General features: G+C 70.6%; 14 protein-coding genes, 1 other RNA gene and 1 riboswitch. Of the genes, 5 read left to right on the top strand and 10 right to left on the bottom strand.

Features of this window, described 5'->3' with window-relative positions; all coding sequences use genetic code 11:
• Positions 1-15: 15 nt before the first annotated feature.
• Positions 16-1,824 carry a DNA polymerase III subunit gamma/tau gene (dnaX, locus tag EBL85_RS12445; protein ID WP_123143070.1) on the bottom strand — a complete coding sequence of 603 codons (1,809 nt, stop codon included), beginning with the start codon at positions 1,822-1,824 and terminating at the stop codon, positions 16-18.
• Positions 1,825-1,951: 127 nt separating this feature from the next.
• Positions 1,952-2,048: signal recognition particle sRNA small type (gene ffs, locus EBL85_RS12440), an RNA gene on the bottom strand.
• A gap of 363 nt (positions 2,049-2,411) precedes the next feature.
• On the opposite strand from ffs, the gene EBL85_RS12435 reads away from it, so the two are divergent.
• The gene (locus EBL85_RS12435; protein WP_123143069.1) at positions 2,412-3,656 is read left to right on the top strand and encodes a hypothetical protein; all 1,245 of its coding nucleotides are present in this window, start codon (positions 2,412-2,414) and stop codon (positions 3,654-3,656) included.
• Here EBL85_RS12435 and EBL85_RS12430 read toward each other — a convergent pair.
• Positions 3,644-4,183: a hypothetical protein gene (locus EBL85_RS12430; RefSeq protein WP_123143068.1), complete on the bottom strand. Its 540-nt coding sequence runs from the start codon at positions 4,181-4,183 to the stop codon at positions 3,644-3,646. The two genes, EBL85_RS12435 and EBL85_RS12430, sit on opposite strands and share 13 nt — an antisense overlap.
• 184 nt (positions 4,184-4,367) lie before the next feature.
• Here EBL85_RS12430 and EBL85_RS12425 point away from each other — a divergent pair, with 184 nt between their 5' ends.
• On the top strand, positions 4,368-4,769 hold the full coding sequence (locus tag EBL85_RS12425; protein WP_123141731.1) for a hypothetical protein: 402 nt from the start codon (positions 4,368-4,370) through the stop codon (positions 4,767-4,769).
• A gap of 15 nt (positions 4,770-4,784) precedes the next feature.
• Here the strand turns inward: EBL85_RS12425 and EBL85_RS12420 are convergent, their stop codons facing one another.
• The 5 genes from EBL85_RS12420 to EBL85_RS12400 all read right to left on the bottom strand — a co-directional run bounded on the left by EBL85_RS12420 (position 4,785) and on the right by EBL85_RS12400 (position 11,155).
• Positions 4,785-5,534 carry an adenosylcobinamide-GDP ribazoletransferase gene (locus EBL85_RS12420; protein ID WP_123143067.1) on the bottom strand — a complete coding sequence of 250 codons (750 nt, stop codon included), beginning with the start codon at positions 5,532-5,534 and terminating at the stop codon, positions 4,785-4,787.
• Positions 5,534-6,124: a histidine phosphatase family protein gene (locus EBL85_RS12415; protein ID WP_123141730.1), complete on the bottom strand. Its 591-nt coding sequence runs from the start codon at positions 6,122-6,124 to the stop codon at positions 5,534-5,536. The genes EBL85_RS12420 and EBL85_RS12415 overlap by 1 nt, the downstream gene beginning before the upstream one ends.
• Positions 6,118-7,176, bottom strand: a complete 1,059-nt coding sequence (gene cobT, locus EBL85_RS12410; RefSeq protein ID WP_123141729.1) for a nicotinate-nucleotide--dimethylbenzimidazole phosphoribosyltransferase — start codon at positions 7,174-7,176, stop codon at positions 6,118-6,120. Before cobT ends, EBL85_RS12415 begins: the two co-directional genes overlap by 7 nt.
• A gap of 151 nt (positions 7,177-7,327) precedes the next feature.
• Positions 7,328-9,199 (bottom strand): TonB-dependent vitamin B12 receptor, encoded by a 1,872-nt coding sequence (gene btuB, locus EBL85_RS12405; protein ID WP_123143066.1) that lies wholly within the window; start codon positions 9,197-9,199, stop codon positions 7,328-7,330.
• A gap of 177 nt (positions 9,200-9,376) precedes the next feature.
• Positions 9,377-9,603, bottom strand: a riboswitch (cobalamin riboswitch).
• Between the two features lie 127 nt (positions 9,604-9,730).
• Positions 9,731-11,155 (bottom strand): KamA family radical SAM protein, encoded by a 1,425-nt coding sequence (locus EBL85_RS12400; RefSeq protein WP_123143065.1) that lies wholly within the window; start codon positions 11,153-11,155, stop codon positions 9,731-9,733.
• A 294-nt stretch (positions 11,156-11,449) separates the two neighbouring features.
• Between EBL85_RS12400 and EBL85_RS12395 the strand changes: the two genes are divergently transcribed.
• Positions 11,450-13,183 carry an OPT/YSL family transporter gene (locus EBL85_RS12395; protein WP_123143064.1) on the top strand — a complete coding sequence of 578 codons (1,734 nt, stop codon included), beginning with the start codon at positions 11,450-11,452 and terminating at the stop codon, positions 13,181-13,183.
• Between the two features lie 3 nt (positions 13,184-13,186).
• Here the strand turns inward: EBL85_RS12395 and EBL85_RS12390 are convergent, their stop codons facing one another.
• Positions 13,187-15,100 (bottom strand): methyl-accepting chemotaxis protein, encoded by a 1,914-nt coding sequence (locus tag EBL85_RS12390; RefSeq protein WP_123143063.1) that lies wholly within the window; start codon positions 15,098-15,100, stop codon positions 13,187-13,189.
• A gap of 102 nt (positions 15,101-15,202) precedes the next feature.
• Positions 15,203-16,183, bottom strand: a complete 981-nt coding sequence (locus EBL85_RS12385; protein WP_123141724.1) for a calcium/sodium antiporter — start codon at positions 16,181-16,183, stop codon at positions 15,203-15,205.
• A 154-nt stretch (positions 16,184-16,337) separates the two neighbouring features.
• Between EBL85_RS12385 and EBL85_RS12380 the strand changes: the two genes are divergently transcribed.
• Both EBL85_RS12380 and EBL85_RS12375 read left to right on the top strand, forming a co-directional pair.
• On the top strand, positions 16,338-16,847 hold the full coding sequence (locus tag EBL85_RS12380; RefSeq protein ID WP_123141723.1) for a disulfide bond formation protein B: 510 nt from the start codon (positions 16,338-16,340) through the stop codon (positions 16,845-16,847).
• Between the two features lie 84 nt (positions 16,848-16,931).
• Positions 16,932-17,588, top strand: coding sequence for a thiol:disulfide interchange protein DsbA/DsbL (locus EBL85_RS12375; protein ID WP_123143062.1), 657 nt, complete (start codon positions 16,932-16,934; stop codon positions 17,586-17,588).
• The last annotated feature ends 47 nt before the right edge of the window (positions 17,589-17,635 follow it).

Below are 17,635 nucleotides of genomic sequence, written 5' to 3'. Positions count from 1 at the left end.
CCGGCATGCGCGGACTCAGCCCTGCGGCTCGATACTGCCCGGGACCCAGTCGGCGGCGAACTGCTCGCGCATCCGCTCGGCCACCGGATCGGCGTGCATCGTCTCCTCGGCCGTGCGCTGACGCGCCTCGGCCTCGCGCACGCGGCGCTGGGCGAGCGTCTCCTGTTCGGGGCGGGCAACCTGGAACTCGAGGCGCACCGGTTCGCCGAGCGCGGCCTCGAGCGCCTCGCGCAAGCGACTCTCGGCCGAGGCCACGCGCAGATGCTCGACCGCCGGGTCCAGACTCAGCAGCAACCGGCCATCGGCCCAGTCGAGAAAACCACAATTGTGCGCCAGCTCGCCGGCGATACCGCGCACCCGCAACCCGGCGACGAGTTGCTGCCACTGCGCCGGGGAGCCGAGATCGGCACGGGCGGCGGCAGGCGTGGGCGGCGGCGCAACGGGCTCGGGCGCGGACGGCTCGGGGGCCGGGCTCGGGTCGGCGACCTCCCAAGGCGGCACACCAGCGGCGGGCGCACTGCCCGGCGAGGGCGCAGCTGGCGGCGCCGCGACGGGCGCAGGCGCCGATGGCTCGGGAGCCGGGGGCGGTGCCGGGGCGGCAACCTCCCAGGGTGGCGTGCCAGAGGCGCTCGAGCCACCGCTCGGCGCTGGCGCGCTCGGACGGGGCGCGGCCTCGGGGACGGGGCGCGGATCGGGCGCCTGCCGCGCGGCAGGCGCGCCGCCGGGCTGCCCGGCGGGCGAGGCGGGGCGGAAGGCGAGCGCGCGCAGCAGCACCATCTCGAGTCCGGCGCGCGGGTCCGGGGCGAGGGCGAGATCGCCCTGCCCGGTCAGCGCGACCTGGTAGTAGAGCTGCACGTCCTCGGGCGAGAGGCGCGCGGCCAGGGCGCGAAGACGATCCCCATCGGGATCGTCGGCGGCGAGCAGCTGCGGCACCTGCTGGACCAGCGCCAGACGATGCAGCAACGCGATCAGTTCGCGCAGCAGCTCGGCGTAATCGGGGGTGAGCGCGGCGACGCGCTCGACCTCGGCGAGCAGCGCGGCGCCGTCGCCACCGGCCAGCGCCTCGACCAGCGCCAGCACCACCTCGCCATCGAGGGTGCCGAGCATGGCGCGCACCTCGGACTCGACCAGCCGACCGCCGCCGAAGGCGATCGCCTGATCGAGCAGGCTCAGCGCATCGCGCATGCTGCCGTCGGCGGCGCGCGCGAGCTGGGCCAGCGCCGGCGTCTCGAATCCCAGCCCCTCGGTCTCGAGCACATGACGCAGGTGCGCGCCGATCTCATCGGGCAGCAGGCGGCGCAGGTTGAACTGCAGGCAGCGCGAGAGCACGGTCACCGGCAGACGCTGCGGATCGGTGGTGGCGAGCAGGAACTTGACGTGCGGCGGCGGCTCCTCGAGCGTCTTCAACAGGGCGTTGAAGCTGTGCGCCGAGAACATGTGCACCTCGTCGATGAGATACACCTTGCAGCGACCGTGCGCCGGCGCATAGGGGACGTTGTCGAGCAGCTCACGGGTCTGGTCGACCTTGGTGCGCGAGGCCGCGTCGACCTCGATCAGATCGACGAAGCGCCCGGCATCGACCTCGCGACAGGTCGCGCACCGACCACAGGGGTGGGCGCTCACGCCCTGCTCGCAATTGAGCGACTTGGCGAGGATGCGCGCCAGGGTGGTCTTGCCAACCCCGCGGGTACCGGTGAACAGATAGGCGTGATGCAGCTGGCCGCGATCGAGCGCATTGGCGAGCGCCCTCACCACATGCTGCTGGCCGACCATCTCGTCGAACGACTTGGGGCGCCACTTACGGGCGAGCACCTGGTAGGACATGCGCGACTCGAATCGGTCGAAACTCTGTTGCAGGGCGCGCACGCTGGCGAGCGCGGGGAGCTTCCTAAGGGTGGCGTCTGGCGTCGCGGACCGAGGCCGGCGTCAGCGCGGAATCTGGGGCGGCAACCCGCGCCAGCCACACCCCGGCACACGCTTCAACCGCTGCGGCTGCTCCCTTCCGGGCCTGACCGGGTTCACGATCTCACGTTGCGAGGGGACCGACACGGGTCACCATAACGCTCTTGCAGCCATCAGACGATGACGACAAGAGCACGAGAGATTAACAAAGTGCGCCACGGAAGACAAACGGCATACCAGCGCCCAGCTGACGCCGACGGGTTGAACCACAAAGGCGCCAAGGCCGCAAAGAGGTGTGAGGGCTGTCAGCCTCCAGTCATCAGCCGCCAGTGGGCGCTTGCTTTCAACCGTCGTCATCATCGGCCGGCCGCCTCTTCACTGGAGGCTGACGGCTGGTGGCTTTTTCCCTTCGCGCCTTTGTGGTTCAACCTTCCCCATCCTCATCTCGGCAAGCGCGCGCGGCGCTGCTAGAGTGGGGCGAGTTCCGCAACCGCCCGACTCCGACCGCCATGCGCCCGATCTTGCTGACCCCGCTGCTGTTCGCACTCGCCCTGCCCGCGCCGAGCCTGGCGCAGGAGGCGGAGACCGATGCCTGGGAGCGTGCCCAGAGCACCGCCGCCGCGTGGTGGCAACGCTCGCGCGAACTCGCCGACCAGGCGGCGGCCGACGCCCGACGACTGCTCGGCGATGATGACGACGATCTCGGTCGTGCCTGGGAGCGGGCGCGCCCCGAGCTGGAGGAGGCGCTGACCCTCACCGAGCGCCAGGCGACGCTGCCCGAGCGCGCCTGGTTCGGTCCCGACCGCGACTCCAACCAGACCGAGATCGATGCCCTGCTCGATCGTGCCGTCGCGCTGCTCTCGGTCTCGCCGGCGCTCGCCCAGCGCGCGCGCATCCGCGAGCTCAACGCCCGCATCGTCGAGCTGCGCGCCCAGATCGCCGAGTCCAGACAGCAGCAGCTCACCGCCCCCGAGCAGTCGACCCTGCTCAAGACCCGCGCCGACCACGCCGCGGCGATCGCCCGCGACCAGCGCGAGATCACCGCGATCGAGACCGAGATCGCCGCGATCGAGCGTGGCTTCGCCGCCGAGCTGCGTGCCATGGGGCTGGACATCGACGACGAACAGGTGCGCTTCCTGCTCTCGACCGTGGTCGGCGACAACGTCGTCGAGCTCGGCATCCTCTTCGACAACGTCCGCACCCTCACCGAACAGCTCGAACAGCTGGTCGCCGAGAGCGGCGAGGATCTGGAGAGCGCGCGTCGCTACTACGGACTCTACGTGGTGCTGCTGCAGACCCTGGAGCACCTCCACCGCCGTATCGAGCGCCAGATCGAGGACGACTACCTGCCGCGCATCGACGCCATCGCCGAGCGCGCCCGCACGCTCGCCGCCGAGACCCGCACGCTCAAGGCGCAGAACCCCGAGCGCACCGCGCTGCTCGAGGCCAACCTCGAGGCACAGCGCGTCACCGGCGAGGCGGCGGCGGTCTATCGGAGCTATCTCGAGGACCAGGCGCGTCAGATCCGCGCCGCGCGCGCGCAGCTCGCCGGCGACATCGCCACCGCCTGGAACACCTATCAGACAGTCAGCCTCTCGGGCGAGTTGGTGGGGCTGGTGCGCGCCAGCCAGCGCCTGCTCGAGGCGCTGATGGAGCGCCAGCTCCCGGCGCTGCGCCCGTTCGAGAACCTGGAGATGCAGCGCGAGATGCTGCGCCTGACCGAGCGTCTGCGCGGCCCCGATCAGGGCAGGTAGGGATAGGGCTCGGCGCTGCCCAGCGGGGCGTGGCCGAACACCAGCTGGCCGGCGGCGCCGTCGCTGAAGGCGAGCCGGCCGATACCGTTGCGACCGCTGAGATCGCGCACCAGATCCGCCCAGCCGCTGCGCCCGTCCTCACAGTACAGCTCGTAGATCGCGGCGGGATCACCGGAGAAGGCGCTGTAACCACCGCGACAACGGGTCTTCGGGCTGGTCAGATTCAGCTTGCCGGTGAACAGGGTCGAACGGTAGTCACCGCTGAACACCTCGCCATCGACCACCGCCACCACCGGCCCCGAGGTCGAGCGACCCGGCGAGGGCACCTCGGGACGGGGACGTTCGAGATTGTCGATCACCTGACTGACGCAGGTGGCGTAGACCTCGATCTCGAGGTGCTCGCACAGCCGCCTGCCGTACTCCTCCGGCGGCACCTCGACGGCGATGCCACCGAGACGCTGCGGCGGGATCAGCGCACACCCCGCAAGCAGACCGAGCAACACGACGGGCACGACGATTCTGGACATGACGTTCTCCCTCGGCGACGGCGGCGCGGCCCGCGCCCGCCTCGACCCTCGACCGGCCGCGGTCAGGCGCGGCTCCCGAGCGCCCATTGTATGTCATGCGGATGCGCCGGGGCGCGATTGCCGCTACAGTGACCGCAACCGCGCCAGGGTCGAGGCGCGACCGTCACATCCCCGGAGCCTCCCGATGAGACTGCGCCAATCGTCACCGCATCCCTTTCGTCGATCGCGACGTGGTGTCGTGCTGGCCCTGGCGCTGAGCCTGCTCGGCGCCTGCAGCGACCCGCTGCTGAAGGACCAGCCCCTGCCCCGTCAGCTCGCCATCGCCGCCTGCATCGGCCAGTGCGACAGCGCGCGCGAGCACTGTCGCGCGAGCGCGCGCGCCGACTACCGCGACTGCGAGGCCGACCATACCGAGGCCTTCCGCGACTATCGCTGGTGTCTCAGCGAGGTCGGCACATTCAACGATGAACTCGACTGCGGCTATCCCTGGTGGTCGTGCGCCGAGAACCTTTACGGTTACTGCACCAATCGCCATCGCGCGTGCCGCGAGGCCTGCGCCGCAGACCCGCACCAGCTGGTGCGCTGAGAGCCGCGGCGCCGCTCAGCCGCCGAGCAGCAGCGCCGCGAGCACCACCAGGGCGATCTCGGTCAGCTCGACCAGGGCGCCGGCGGTGTCGCCGGTGAAGCCGCCGAGCCGGGCGCGCATGGCGCGACGCGCCAGCCACAACACCGCCAGGGCACACCCGGCCAGCACCAGCCCCAGCCCACCGAGTACCAGCACACAGCCGAGGAAGGCCGCGCCGCTCGCCGTCCACGCCCAGGTGCGCCCGAGATGGGCGACCTGATCGCTGACGATGCCCTGGGTGCGGGCATAGGCGGTAGTGAGCATCAGCGGCGGCAGCACCGCGCGCGCGAGCAGCGGCACCCAGAGCAGCAGCCAGGCCGCCTCGACATCGAGGAGCAGCTGCAGCGCGCTCCACTTGAGCAGCAGCGCCAGCCCCAGCACCGCCACCGCCATCGGCCCGCTGCGCGGGTCCTTCATGATCTCCAGGGTGCGGGCGCGGTCGCCGAGTCCGCCGATCCAGGCGTCGGCGCTATCGGCCAGGCCGTCGCAGTGCAGCCCGCCGGTCGACCAGGTCCAGAAGGCGAGCAGCAGTGCCGCACCGAGCAGCGGGTCGGTGTGCTGCGCGGCGAGCGCGGCGAGCGCGAGCAGCGCGCCGAGCACCAGCCCGACAACCGGGTACCAGGCCACCGAGCGGCCCTGGTCGACGGGGTCGACCACGCCGGGGTCGGGAAAGGGCAGCCGGGTCAACAGCCGCCCGGCGGCATAGAAGGGAACGAGATGGGACATCAGGGACCTCGATGGGTCACCAGGCTGGGGCGGCCCGGTGAGGGTGGGACACGGACGCGACTGCGCCCGGCATGGGCGACCTCGAGCAGGATCATCGCTCGCGGCGGCATCTCCAGCACCTCGGCGAGGATCGCGCGAATCACCCCGCCGTGGGTCACCACCAGCGCGTCCGGCCCGCCGCCCTCGAGCAGCGCGCGCCAGGCCGCGCGGGTCCGGGCGAGGAAGTCAGACATCGGCTCGCCCCCCGGCGGGGTGAAGCCGAGCGGGTCATCCCACAGCCGCCAGAGTTCATCCTCGGGGAGCTCGCTGGCCGAGCACCCCTCCCAATCGCCGAAGTGACGCTCTGCCAGCGCGGGTTCGAGCACCAGCTCGAGCCCGCGCTGTGCGGCCAGCTCGCGGGCGAAGGCCGCGCAGCGCTGCAATGGCGAGCTGACCACCAGCCGCGGCTCGTCGAGCCCGGCGGTGGCCGCGCGCAGCTGCGACCAGCCGCGCGCGCTCAGCGGATCATCGCAACTGCCGCGCAGGCGGCTCCCGCCCTCGACCTCGCCGTGACGCAGCAGGTCGATCAGCCGGCCGCGCAGGCTCAGCACGCGTTGCTCACTCCGGCCTCGTCAAAAGTCGCCATGTCGCGATGCACCGCACAGGCCAGACGCAGCAGCGGCACCGCGGCGCAGGCGCCGGTCGCCTCGCCGAGACGGAAGCCGAGATCGAGCAGCGGGTTGGCCTCCAGCGCCTCCATCATCAGCCGATGACCGGGCTCGGCCGAGCGATGCGAGAACAGCATCCAGTCGCGCGCCGCAGGCTGCAGACGCACCGCGGCGAGCGCCGCCGAGGAGACGATGAAGCCGTCGATCAGCATCACCACGCCACGCTGGGCGGCACGCAGATAGGCGCCGGCGAGCGCGGCGATCTCGAAACCGCCGAGCCGGCGCAGCATCTCCAGCGGGTCGCGCGGTTCGCTGGCGTGCAGCTCCAGCGCACGCGCCACCACCTCGGCCTTGCGGTTGACCCCGGCGCTGTCCAGCCCGGTCCCCGGTCCCACCACCTCGGAGGCGGCGCGATCGAGCAGCGCGCAGCCCAGCGCGGCGGCGGCGGTGGTGTTGGCGATACCGAGCTCGCCACCGATGATCAGCCGCACGCCCTCGGCGACGGCGCGATCGACCGCGTCGCGCCCGATGTCGAGCGCCCGCGCAAGCTGCTCGGGGGTCATCGCCGGCTCGCGGGCGATGTTGCCGCTCCCCGGCCCGAGGGGTTCGGAGCGCACGCCCTCGACGACCTCCGAGCCGGTGGCCAGGCCCAGCTCGATGATATCGAGCCTAGCGCCGACCGCCTTGGCCATCACCGCGACCCCCGCCCCACCATTGGCGATGTTGCGGACCATCTGCTTGGTGACATCCTGGGGATAGCGCGACACACCCTCGGCGGCAACCCCGTGGTCGGCGGCGAACAACAGCACCCGCACCGGATCGACCTCCGGGGTGGCGGTGCGTTGCAGGCCGGCCAGACGCACCGCCAGCTCCTCGAGCCGACCGAGCGAGCCCGGTGGCTTGGTGAGCTGGTCCTGACGCGCGAGCGCATGCTGCACGGCGGTCTGATCGATCGGGGGACAGGGCTCGGCGAGCCAGTCGAGGGTCGGGGTCATGGGCGCACCTCATGGATGGGAGCGATGAGCGTCGCGCACTACCGGCGCGACGGGTCGAATGCCGCACGGGGCGGCGGGAAGGGATCGAGGACACGACGGCCTTGCTCGCCGGGCGGCCCCGCCCCGACGCGGGGCGGAGCGACGTCCGGGGTCAGGGCTGGTAGCGCAGGGTCAGGTAGAACGCGCGACCGGGCTGATTGTACAGATAGGCCGTTTCATAGGTCTCGTCGAGGGCGTTGGCGAGCCGTCCCTGGAGGCGCAGCGCCGGGTTGAAGGCGTATTCGAGACGCAGATCGAGCAGCGCATAGGCGTCGAGATCGACCTGGTTGGCGAGGTCGTCGTAGCGCTCGCCGACCAGTTGCAGGGTCGCACCGGCGCGCCAGCGTCCGAGCGTGCGATCGAGATCGAGCTGCAGGCTCTGCTCGGCGCGACGCGGCAGCAGATTGCCGTCGTTGGCGCCCTCGGAGCGGTTCTCGGGATCGAGCAGGGTGAGGTTGCCGGCCAGCGTCCAGTCGTCCCAGCGGAGATCGGCCGCGGCCTCGAGGCCGCGGATCCGCGCCGAGTCGACGTTGGCCGGGGCGAAGATGGCCGAGTCATAGGCGATCAGGTCGTCGATCTCGGTCTGGTAGAGGCTCAGCTGCCAGTCGCCGCGCATCCGCCCGGGCAGCGGCAGCGGGCCGTTGGCCATCAGCTCGATGCTCTCGGACTCCTCGGGATCGAGCGCGGTGTTGCCGAAGCCCGGGTAGTAGAGCTCGTTGAAGGTCGGCGCCTTGAAGCCGGTGCCGTAGGAGAGCGCGACCTGGATGTCGTTGGCGAACAGATAACCGAGCGCGGCGCTGCCGGTGGTGTGGCTGCCGAACTGCTGGTTGTCGTCCTGACGCAGGCTGAGCTTGAGATCGAAGGCGCCGAAGCTGCCCTGGTACTGACCGAACACGCCGAGGTTGTCGCGCGCGTCCTCGGCATAGTCGACGGTCCCGCTGACCCGATCGTCGACATAGTCGATCCCGAGGCTCACCAGCTGCCCGGCGGCGATGGTGACATCACTCTGCAGCGAGAGGCTGTCGCGCTCGGTCTGGAAGCGGTCGACGAACTGATCGAAGACCGCCGCGGCGGCATCGTCGTAGAACACCCGGTAATCATCCCAGCTGCGCCCGGCGGTGAGCGTCAGGGTCCAGGCATCGAGCGGGCGCAGGGTGGCGTTGGCGCCGAAGACCTGCTGCGAGGAGCGGGCCTTGTTGCCGGAGAAGGCCGAGCCGTCGAAGTCGTTGGCACTCTCGGCGCTGAGCAGGTGGAATTCGACCTCGGCGCGCTCGTTGAAGGCATAACCGGCGCGGGCGCTGACGCCGTGACTGCTGTAGCCGTCGCGATCGGGCTGATCGACGCCGCAACCGGCATAGGGGAAGGGGCGACCGGCGCAGGCGTTGATGCCGTCGGTCTGCTCGAAGTTGGCGCCGAGGTTGAACCAGGCGTGCTCGCCGCCGCCGGAGAGCCCGCCGGAGACGCTGGCGGTGCCCAGCTCGCCGACACCGACGCTGAAGCGCGGGGTGAGCGCGCCGCCGCCGCGACGGGTGAAGACCTGGATGACACCGCCGATGGCCTCGGAGCCGTAGAGGCTCGAACGCGGCCCGCGCACCACCTCGATGCGCTCGATCTGATCGACCGGCAGGTCCTGCAGCGAGGTCGTGCCCAGGGTGGCCGAGCCGACACGCACCCCGTCGATCAGCACCAGCACGTGATCGGAATTGGTGCCGCGCAGCATCACCGAGGCCGACTGGCCGGGACCGCCGTTCTGGGCGATGCTCACGCCGGGCAGGGTGCGCAGCAGATCGGGCACCGAGCGGGCCTGACGCCGCTCGATCTCGGCGCGATCGATCACGCTCACCGTGGCCAGGGTCTCGCCCGCCGGCTCGGCGGTACGCGTGGCAGTGACCACCGTCGGCTCCAACACCTGGGAATCGGTCTGGGCCAGGACCTGGGCGCTCAAGGGCGCGGCCAGCGCCGCCAGCATCAAGGGACTCTTCATCACATGCTCCTCACAGGACCCCGCACACCCGCAGGGGTCGACAACAGAGAGGGGCTGGATGCTCGGCGGGCAGACGTCACCGGCCACGCGCTGGATGCGCGAGGAGCCGCGATCGCCACCCGGTCTACCCACGCAGCCCCGGCTTGACGGACCCGCCCGGCCTCGCTTTGCGGGCACTGCGGATCCTGATTCCGAGGCCGGTCTCCGGGCTCACGAGCGGGCCGGCATGGCCCCGGACGCGACGCCTTCCCGTGATCGACACAGTGGCATCAGGTCGCGCCCTGATTCGTCTACCGTTGCGGGGGCAGCGCCGGACTGACCGATCGCGGACGATCGGCGCACCGGTCTTCCCGTTTCAGCCCCGGGAACTGGGTCCAGGGGCCACCGCGGAATCGAGGGCGCCGATTAAGTCCGATCGGAAGGAGCAAGTCAACGCCCGCCCCCGCCACGGGACAGACTGACTGACCGGGGTCAAGCCGAGAACGATACCGCCGACGCCGCTCGCAGAGAGCGGGCGCCGCGGGGGGAGGGTCAGAGTCCGGAGACCTCGGGCAGCGCAGACTCGGGCGCGCGGACCGACTCGATCCGCGCCGCCTGGGCGCTCGGCCAGCGGGTGAGATACTCGTCGGTGAAGAAGAAGCGATCCTCGCCGAAGGCCGGCACCAGATCGTCGAGCCAGGTCGCCTTGGGGTCGAAGCGGGCGAAGAAGGGGCGGTTGACCCAGTCGGGGTTGCGTCCCTGGAGGAAGCGCAGCACGAACACCCGCTCGCCGGCGACCTCGGTCACGCCCTGGATCTCGATCTTGCCCGGCCCCGCACTCATGCTCGGACCGCGCGCGGTGCGAGCCAGCCCCGAGACCCCCTGGATCGCCTCGCGATAGATCTCCCAGGCACGCACCAGCGGCACCTCGAAGTAGTGCTGGGCGCCGGTATCGCGCTGCACGAACATGTAGTAGGGGATGATGCCGAGGCGCACCTGGGTGCGCCACATCCGCGTCCACACCTCGGGGTCGTCGTTGATGTGGGCGAGCAACGGCCCCTGGCTGCGGATCTCGGCGCCGGTGGCGCGCAGCCGCGCGATCGCCTCGCGGGCGGTCGCGGTCTCGAGCTCGCGCCAGTGGTTGGTGTGGGCCATCAGCGCGACGTGCTTGCCGTTGGCCACCAGCCGCTCGAGCAACGCCATCAGCTGGTCGCTGTCGGCGTCGCCGACGAAACGCTGGGGCCAGAAGGTCAACGCCTTGGTGCCGATGCGGATACTCTGGACGTGATCGAACTCGGGACGCAGCAGCGGCTCGAGATAGGCCTCGAGATGGCGCGCCTTCATCACCATCGGATCACCGCCGGTGATCAACAGATCGGTGACCTGCGGGTGCTGGCGCAGATAGGCGTGCAGCCCGGAGGCCTCGTTCGAGGCGATGCGCAGCGACTTGTCGCCGACGAACTGCGCCCAGCGGAAGCAGAAGCTGCAATAGGCGTGACAGGTCTGCCCCTGACTGGGGAAGAACAGCACGGTCTCGCGATACTTGTGCTGCAGCCCTTCGAGCGGGCGCTCGCCGTCGAGCTTGGGCAGGTTGCTCTCGAGCTGTCCGGCGGGATGGGGGTTGAGCTCGGCGCGGATCTCGCGCACCGCGGCCTCGAGCGCGGCGGGCGCGGCCTCGGCGCGCAGCAGGTCGGCAATGCGGCTGAAATGACGCTCGCTGAGCATCCCCTGCTGCGGGAATACCAGCTGGAAGATCGGATCATCGGGGACATTGTCCCAGTCAATCAGTTCATCGATCACATAGTCGTTGACGCGAAACGGCAGCACGGTCGAGACCACCTTCATCGCGAAACGGCGATCCTCGGAGAGTCCACGCAGCGCATCGATGCGGTCGAGATTACGCTGGGTGTGGACACGGAACGGGCGGGCGGACTCGACCGCCACCGCCCGCTTGGGCTGGGCATTGTTGTAGGACATGACAAAGCTCCTCTGTGGATAGTCAGAAGAGGACGCTGAACCGAATGGGCACGGCTATCCAAAGGGGTTGGCGAAAGAAGTGACGGTATTCGTCGTACGCGCTTCGCCGGCGCCGGGCGCGTGAGCGCGCCACCAGAGGATCCGAGCAGCCGCCCGGACTGGCAAAACCATTGCAAAGGATTTCACCATCCTAACACAGGAACCCTGCCCGATCCGGCGCGAGGGACACGGATCGCATGACAGGGGCACAGTCACCCGCACCCGGACGATGGGTGCGCAATCATCGGGAGCGACATGGACAGGCATCGACAGCTGAGCGCCCGGGCGCTCCTCGGCGGCGCGCTACTCGGCGCCCTGCTCACCCCGTGCAACGTCTACGCCGGACTGAAGATCGGCTGGTCGTTCAACATCTCGATCGTGGCGCTGCTGATCGCCAGCGGACTCTGGGCACTGCTTGCGCGACTGCGCCTGAGCGCGCCGCTGGCCATCGGCGAGGGCAACATCACCCAGACCACCGCGTCCTCCGCGGCCAACATCATCTCCGGCGGGCTGGTCGCGCCGATCCCGGCCCTGGCGATGCTCTCCGGCGGCAACCTGCCCGCCGTCGAGCTGATCGCCTGGGTGTTCGCGGTGAGCTTCCTCGGCATCTGGGTCGCCTGGTATCTGCGCGCCGGGCTGATCGTGCGTACCCCGCTGCCCTTCCCCACCGGTCGCGCCACCGCCGAGGCATTGCAGGAGATGTTCCGCCAGGGTCGCGAGGCACGGCTGAGACTGCGCGTCCTGCTCGGCGCCGGCGCCCTGGCCGCCGCGCTCAAGTGGCTCGACAGCGGTCGCTGGGCGCTGCCGCGTCCGGGACTCGGCGTCGAGCTGCCCGCCGCCGGCGCACTCGCCGGCGGCGCGGCGATCAGCGCCAAGAACCTCACCCTCAGCCTCGACCCCTCGCTGATGCTCGCCGGCTTCGGCGCCATCATCGGGGTCCGCGCCGGGCTCTCGCTGTTGCTCGGCGCGCTCATCGCCTGGGCGCTGCTCGGCCCGCTGGGGTTGTACCAGGGGTTCATCCTGCCGGGCGCGACCGACCCGGCTGCGAGCTGGTTCGGAACCATGATCGAATGGCTGCTGTGGCCCGGGGTGGCTCTATTGGTGGCCGCGACCCTGACCCGGCTGGTGCTGCAACTGCGCGCCGCCCATGCCGCGGGCACCGGCACCGGGCGAAACGACGACGGGGCCACACTGCACCGCGCACTCGGACTGGCGCTCGCCAGCGCCCTGGTGGTGCTCGCCCAGACGCAGATCTTCGGCATCCACTGGCTGCTCGCGCTGCTGGCGGTGCCGATCGCCTTCGTGCTGGCGATGGTGGCGGCGCGCGTGGTCGGCGAGACCGGCATCCCGCCGATCGGCGCCATCGGCAAGGTCTCGCAGCTCGGCAGCGGCATCACCGCGCCGGGCGACCAGACGGCCAACCTGGTCGGCGCCAACGTCGCCGGCGGCGCGGCCGGGCAGAGCGCCGATCTGCTCAACGACTTCAAGGCCGGACACGCGATCGGCGCCACCCCGGGCTACCAGGTGATCGCGCAGTGTCTGGGGGTGGCCGTGGGCAGTGTGGTCGGCAGCCTGGTCTATCTGCGCCTGATCCCGGACCCGGCGACCATGCTGATCACCGAGCAGTGGCCGGCCCCGGCGGTAGCAACCTGGAAGGTGGTGGCCGAGACCCTCGACCAGGGACTCGCCGCGCTGCCGCCGAGCGCGCTCGCCGCACTCCTCCTCGCCGCCGGCTGCGGGGTCGTGCTGACCCTGCTCGAACACCGCCACGGACCGCGCCGGGTACCGAGCGCGCCAGCGCTGGGGCTGGCGATGGTGATCCCGGCATCGCTCTCGCTCACCCTCTGTCTCGGCAGTCTGGTCGGGCACGCCCTCGCCCGCTACCGCCCACGACTGGCCGAGCGCTTCCTGCTCGCCGCGGCCGCCGGGCTGATCGCCGGCGAGAGCCTCAGCGGCGTCACCCGCGCCCTGCTCGGCGTCCTCGGCTGAGGCTCAGACCTTGAACCGCCGGGTGCGCTCCTGCTGCTCGGCGGCGAGCGCGGCGAGCGCCTCGGCGGCCTCGGCGATGCGTCGCGAGACGGCGGCGATCTCCTCCTCCTCGTGGCTGATGCCGGAGAGGTTGCGGTCGATCTCCTCGGCCACCGCGCGCTGCTGCTCGGCGGCGCTGGCGATCTGGCCGTTCATGTCGTTGACGGTGGCCACCTCGGCGGTGATCGCCTCGAGCGATGCACCGGCGCGTCCGGCCTGGGCAACGCTCTCGCCGGCCTTGGTGCGACCGTCGGCCATCACCGTGACCGCCTCACGGGCGCCGCCCTGCAGCGCCTCGATCATGCCCTGGATCTCATGGGTGGCCGACTGGGTGCGCCCGGCAAGGCTGCGCACCTCGTCGGCGACCACCGCGAAGCCGCGCCCCTGCTCGCCCGCGCGCGCCGCCTCGATCGCGGCATTGAGCGCGAGCAGGTTGGTCTGCTCGGCGATGCCGCCGATCACATCGAGGATCCGGCCGATCGACTCGGCATCGTCCGAGAGCCGCGCGATCACCGTCGCGGCGTTCTCCACCGCCGCGGCCAGGGACTCGATGGCGTCGATCGTCTCGCGCACCACCGCCGCGCCACCGCCGGCCTCGCGCTCCATGTCACGGGTCGCCTCGGCCGCGCGCGTGGCGTTGCGCGCGACCTCGGCGACGGTGGCGGTCATCTCGGTCATGGCGGTGGCGACCTGATCGGTGCCCGACTGCTGACGCTCGAGCTGAGCGCGGATCTGCTCGCTGGTCGCCGACAGCCCACCGGCCGCCTCGCTCAACCGATCGCCACCCCCGACCAGCTCCCTGACCAGGTTGTGGATACGGTCGACGAAGGCGTTGAAGGCCACCGCCAGCTCGGTCAGCTCGTTGCGACCGCGTGCCTCGAGGTGCTGGGTGAGATCGCCGTCGCCGTGGGCGATGTCGTTCATGCGCGTGGCAGCGGCGCGAATCGGCCGGGCGATGGCGCGACTCAGCAGCCAGGTCAGCACGGCGCCGACACAGAGCGCCAGCAGACTGAAGAGCAAGGCGTCGCGGATGGCGCGATTGAAGGCGCCGACGTCGTCGCTGCGATCGAGCAGCAGCTCGACCACCCCCACGGGCTCGCCGGCATAGTCGGTGATCGCTTGCGCCAGCAGCGCCATCGGCGTGTCGCGATAGAGGATCTGGCGCTGGATGCGCTCACCCGCGATGACCTGGCGCATCTCCTCGGCGGTCAGCCGGGTGCCGTCCTCGATGGTCCCGGCGAAGGGTTCGAAGTCCTGGCCGCGCCGCAGCGTGAGCTGGGCACGGGCACCGAAGCGCTCGGTGAAGTCGACGAAGAAGGGCTCGCCGAAGGAGAGCCCGAACTCGACCGAACCGCGATGGCGCCCGTCGGGCGCGAACATCGGCACGATGCCACGGATCCCCAGCCCGGCGCGCCCCTCCTCCAGGCCGCTGACCGGCGCGCGGGTGCGGTTGGCGGCGAGCACGGTGTGGCGAAACCCCGACAGGTCGTCGCCGAACTTCTCCGGCATGTGCAGCCGCAGGAAGGAGGTGGCCGGCGGGGTATGGAACTGGAACTGCACCAGACCGTATTGCCGGTGCATCCGCTCGAACAGCGGCAGGGTGAGTTCGCGCAGCCGCGCGCGATCGCCGGCGGCGAAGGCGGCGCGGACATCCGGGACGTTGGAGAGCGCCGCGGCGAGCGAGACGGCGCGTGTCGCCTCCTCATCGAGCGCCGAGCGCAGGGTGAGGAAGAGGTCCTGGAGCCGGCGTTGCTCGGCGCGCTCGGAGAGCGCGCCGAGGTTGTGGAAGACGCTGGGCAGGATCAGCGCCACCGTGACCAGGATCGCCGCCATGCCGCCAACGGCCAGCTGCACACTGATGCGGACTCTGCTCAGCACATCGCCCTCCTCGCGGTTTCGTCGGTACCACAGGGTTATGCTGGCGCAACATACACGAAAAGCGCACGTCAGCGATCAAAACGACGCTATCCAAGGGGTCTTTCAGGCTGACCCGGCACCGCTCACCGTGACGAACAGATAGCCTATATAGGCGAGATAGCTGCCGATCAGCACCACCCCCTCGACCCGGTTGATCCGTCCCTGACGGCGCCAGCCATAGCCGAACACGAACAGCGACAGGGTCAGCAGCACCATCACCGGGATATCGCGCGAGAGCACCTCGGGGGCGATTGCGATCGGCTGGATGGCCCCGGCGATACCGACCACGGCAAGGGTGTTGAACAGATTCGAGCCGATCACGTTGCCCAGCGCGAGATCGTGTTCACCCTTGCGCACCGCGGCGATCGAGGAGGCCAGCTCGGGCAGCGAGGTGCCGATGGCGACGATGGTCAGCCCGATCACCAGGTCGCTGACGCCGAAGCCGTAGGCGATCTCGACCGCCCCCCACACCAGCAGCCGCGAGCTGGCCAGCAGGACCACCAGCCCCAGCGCGAGCAGCCACAGGGCACGACCGAGCGGCAGCGGATGACGCTCGAGCTCCTGCTCCATCTCGCCGCCGAGCGCATCGCCACGCCCGCGCATCCCCTGGACGATGGTCCAGCCCATCACCAGCGCGAAGACCGCGAGCAACCCCCAGGCATCGAGCCGCGACAGCTCACCGTCCCACAGCTGATAGACCGCCAGCGCGGTGATCAGCGCGAGCAGCGGCAGCTCGCGCCGCAGCAACCGCGAGTGCACCGCGATCGGACTGAGCAGCGCGGTGATACCGAGGATCAGCGCGATATTGGTGATGTTCGAGCCATAGGCGTTGCCGAGCGCGAGCCCGGGATTGCCCTGGGCGGCGGCAAAGCCCGAGACCACCATCTCCGGGGCCGAGGTGCCGAATCCGACCACCACCATGCCGATCAACAAGGCCGGCATTCCCAGATGGCCCGCGGTCGCCGCGGCCCCCTCGACGAACCGATCCGCGCTCCAGACCAGGAGTGCCAGACCGGCAATGACAGCGACAAAAGCCAAACTCATCAGTCTCTCTCAGACCTCGCAATCGTCTTCCGGTGATGCGCGAACGCGCCTGCACCGGGTTTTCGGTATGATTTCGGCGCCCGGTCACGACAACTGATCCGCCCGCGCGACCGGCCAAGCGCATCATTTTCTCACACGCCGAGGAGTCATCGCGATGTTTCGCCCCACGCCCCGCTCGATCTGGTACATCCTGGCGATCGGGGGGCTCGGCGTGGCCGCATTCAGCGTGGCGCTCACCGAGTGGCTGCTGCTCGACCCCTGCCATCTGTGCATCTTCCAGCGCCTGCTGTTCGGCCTCGCCGGGCTGTTCGCCCTCGCCGCGGCACTGGGCGCACGGGTGCTCGGTTATCTGACGGTGGCGAGCGCGCTCGGCGGGCTCTGGAGTTCGCTCTACCAGAGCTGGCTGCAACTGCAGCCGCCCGGCGCGGTCAATTGCATCGGCGGCGAACTCGGCCCCGTCGAGCGACTGGTCGAGTGGCTGGGCCAGCAGGCCCCCGAGCTGTTCCTCGCCACCGGTTTCTGTGAGGACCCGGGGCTGCAGATCCTCGGGCTGTCGCTGGCCAACTGGGGGGCGATCGCCTTCGCCCTCGGAGCCATCGCCGCCGTCTGGGCGCTCGTTGCGAGCGCCCAGCGCCCCTCGGCCCGTGCCGACCGGGGCGACTGATCGCGCCGGGAGCTTCCCGGACATCCCGACACCCAGAAGGCGGACGCATCGGACGTCCGTCCACCACCCTGGAGATCCTGATCGATGCCGCTGAGCCGCAGACACTTCAACCTCACCCTGATGGGCACACTGGGCGCCCTCGCCGCACCGCTGCCGGCCCGCTCGGCACCCTTGGTCGAGGGGCGGGACTGGCGTCCCATCGACCCACCGCAGCCGGGCGATGCCCCGGGCAAGATCGAGGTGCTCGAGTTCTTCTCCTACGGCTGCCCGCACTGCAGCGACTTCAACCCGATCGTCAAGGAGTGGGCCGCAGATCAGCCCGAGGACGTCGTCTTCCGCCGTGTCCCGGTCACCTTCGGGCGTACCGCCTGGGCCAACCTCGCCCGCCTCTATTACGCCCTGGAGGCATCTGAGGCCCTCGCACAGCACGATCAGGCGGTGTTCGATGCCCTGCACCGTGAGCGGCGCCGACTCTACAGCCCGGATGCCATCCTCGACTGGGTCGAGGCCCGCGGGCTCGATCGCGACGCCTTCGCCGCGCTCTTCGACTCCTTCGACATCCAGGCCAAGATCGCGCGCAGCGACCGCCTGGTGCAGCGCTACCGCATCCACGCCGTGCCGCGGGTGACGGTCGCCGGGCGCTATGCCGTGCTCGGCAAGGAGGCGAGCAGCTATCGCGAGCTGCTCGGCATCGCCGAGACCCTGATCGCGCAGACGCGCGAGCAGGGTCTGGCCGGCTGACCCGGACGGCGCGGAATGCGCCGGGCGGCGCGCCCTAGTCGCCAGAT

Origin of the sequence: Marichromatium sp. AB32, from assembly GCF_003718675.1 — a bacterium.
GTDB classification, from domain to species: domain Bacteria; phylum Pseudomonadota; class Gammaproteobacteria; order Chromatiales; family Chromatiaceae; genus Marichromatium; species Marichromatium gracile.
The sequence above is the reverse complement of the archived record's forward strand: the minus strand, read 5'-3'. Positions and strand labels throughout refer to the sequence as shown.

Coding starts and splice junctions, on each gene's coding strand:
- dnaX (WP_123143070.1), bottom strand. CDS start 1,824: ATGTCCTACCAGGTGCTCGCCCGTAAGTGGCGCCCCAAGTCGTTCGAC.
- EBL85_RS12435 (WP_123143069.1), top strand. CDS start 2,412: ATGCGCCCGATCTTGCTGACCCCGCTGCTGTTCGCACTCGCCCTGCCC.
- EBL85_RS12430 (WP_123143068.1), bottom strand. CDS start 4,183: ATGTCCAGAATCGTCGTGCCCGTCGTGTTGCTCGGTCTGCTTGCGGGG.
- EBL85_RS12425 (WP_123141731.1), top strand. CDS start 4,368: ATGAGACTGCGCCAATCGTCACCGCATCCCTTTCGTCGATCGCGACGT.
- EBL85_RS12420 (WP_123143067.1), bottom strand. CDS start 5,534: ATGTCCCATCTCGTTCCCTTCTATGCCGCCGGGCGGCTGTTGACCCGG.
- cobT (WP_123141729.1), bottom strand. CDS start 7,176: ATGACCCCGACCCTCGACTGGCTCGCCGAGCCCTGTCCCCCGATCGAT.
- btuB (WP_123143066.1), bottom strand. CDS start 9,199: ATGAAGAGTCCCTTGATGCTGGCGGCGCTGGCCGCGCCCTTGAGCGCC.
- EBL85_RS12400 (WP_123143065.1), bottom strand. CDS start 11,155: ATGTCCTACAACAATGCCCAGCCCAAGCGGGCGGTGGCGGTCGAGTCC.
- EBL85_RS12395 (WP_123143064.1), top strand. CDS start 11,450: ATGGACAGGCATCGACAGCTGAGCGCCCGGGCGCTCCTCGGCGGCGCG.
- EBL85_RS12385 (WP_123141724.1), bottom strand. CDS start 16,183: ATGAGTTTGGCTTTTGTCGCTGTCATTGCCGGTCTGGCACTCCTGGTC.
- EBL85_RS12380 (WP_123141723.1), top strand. CDS start 16,338: ATGTTTCGCCCCACGCCCCGCTCGATCTGGTACATCCTGGCGATCGGG.
- EBL85_RS12375 (WP_123143062.1), top strand. CDS start 16,932: ATGCCGCTGAGCCGCAGACACTTCAACCTCACCCTGATGGGCACACTG.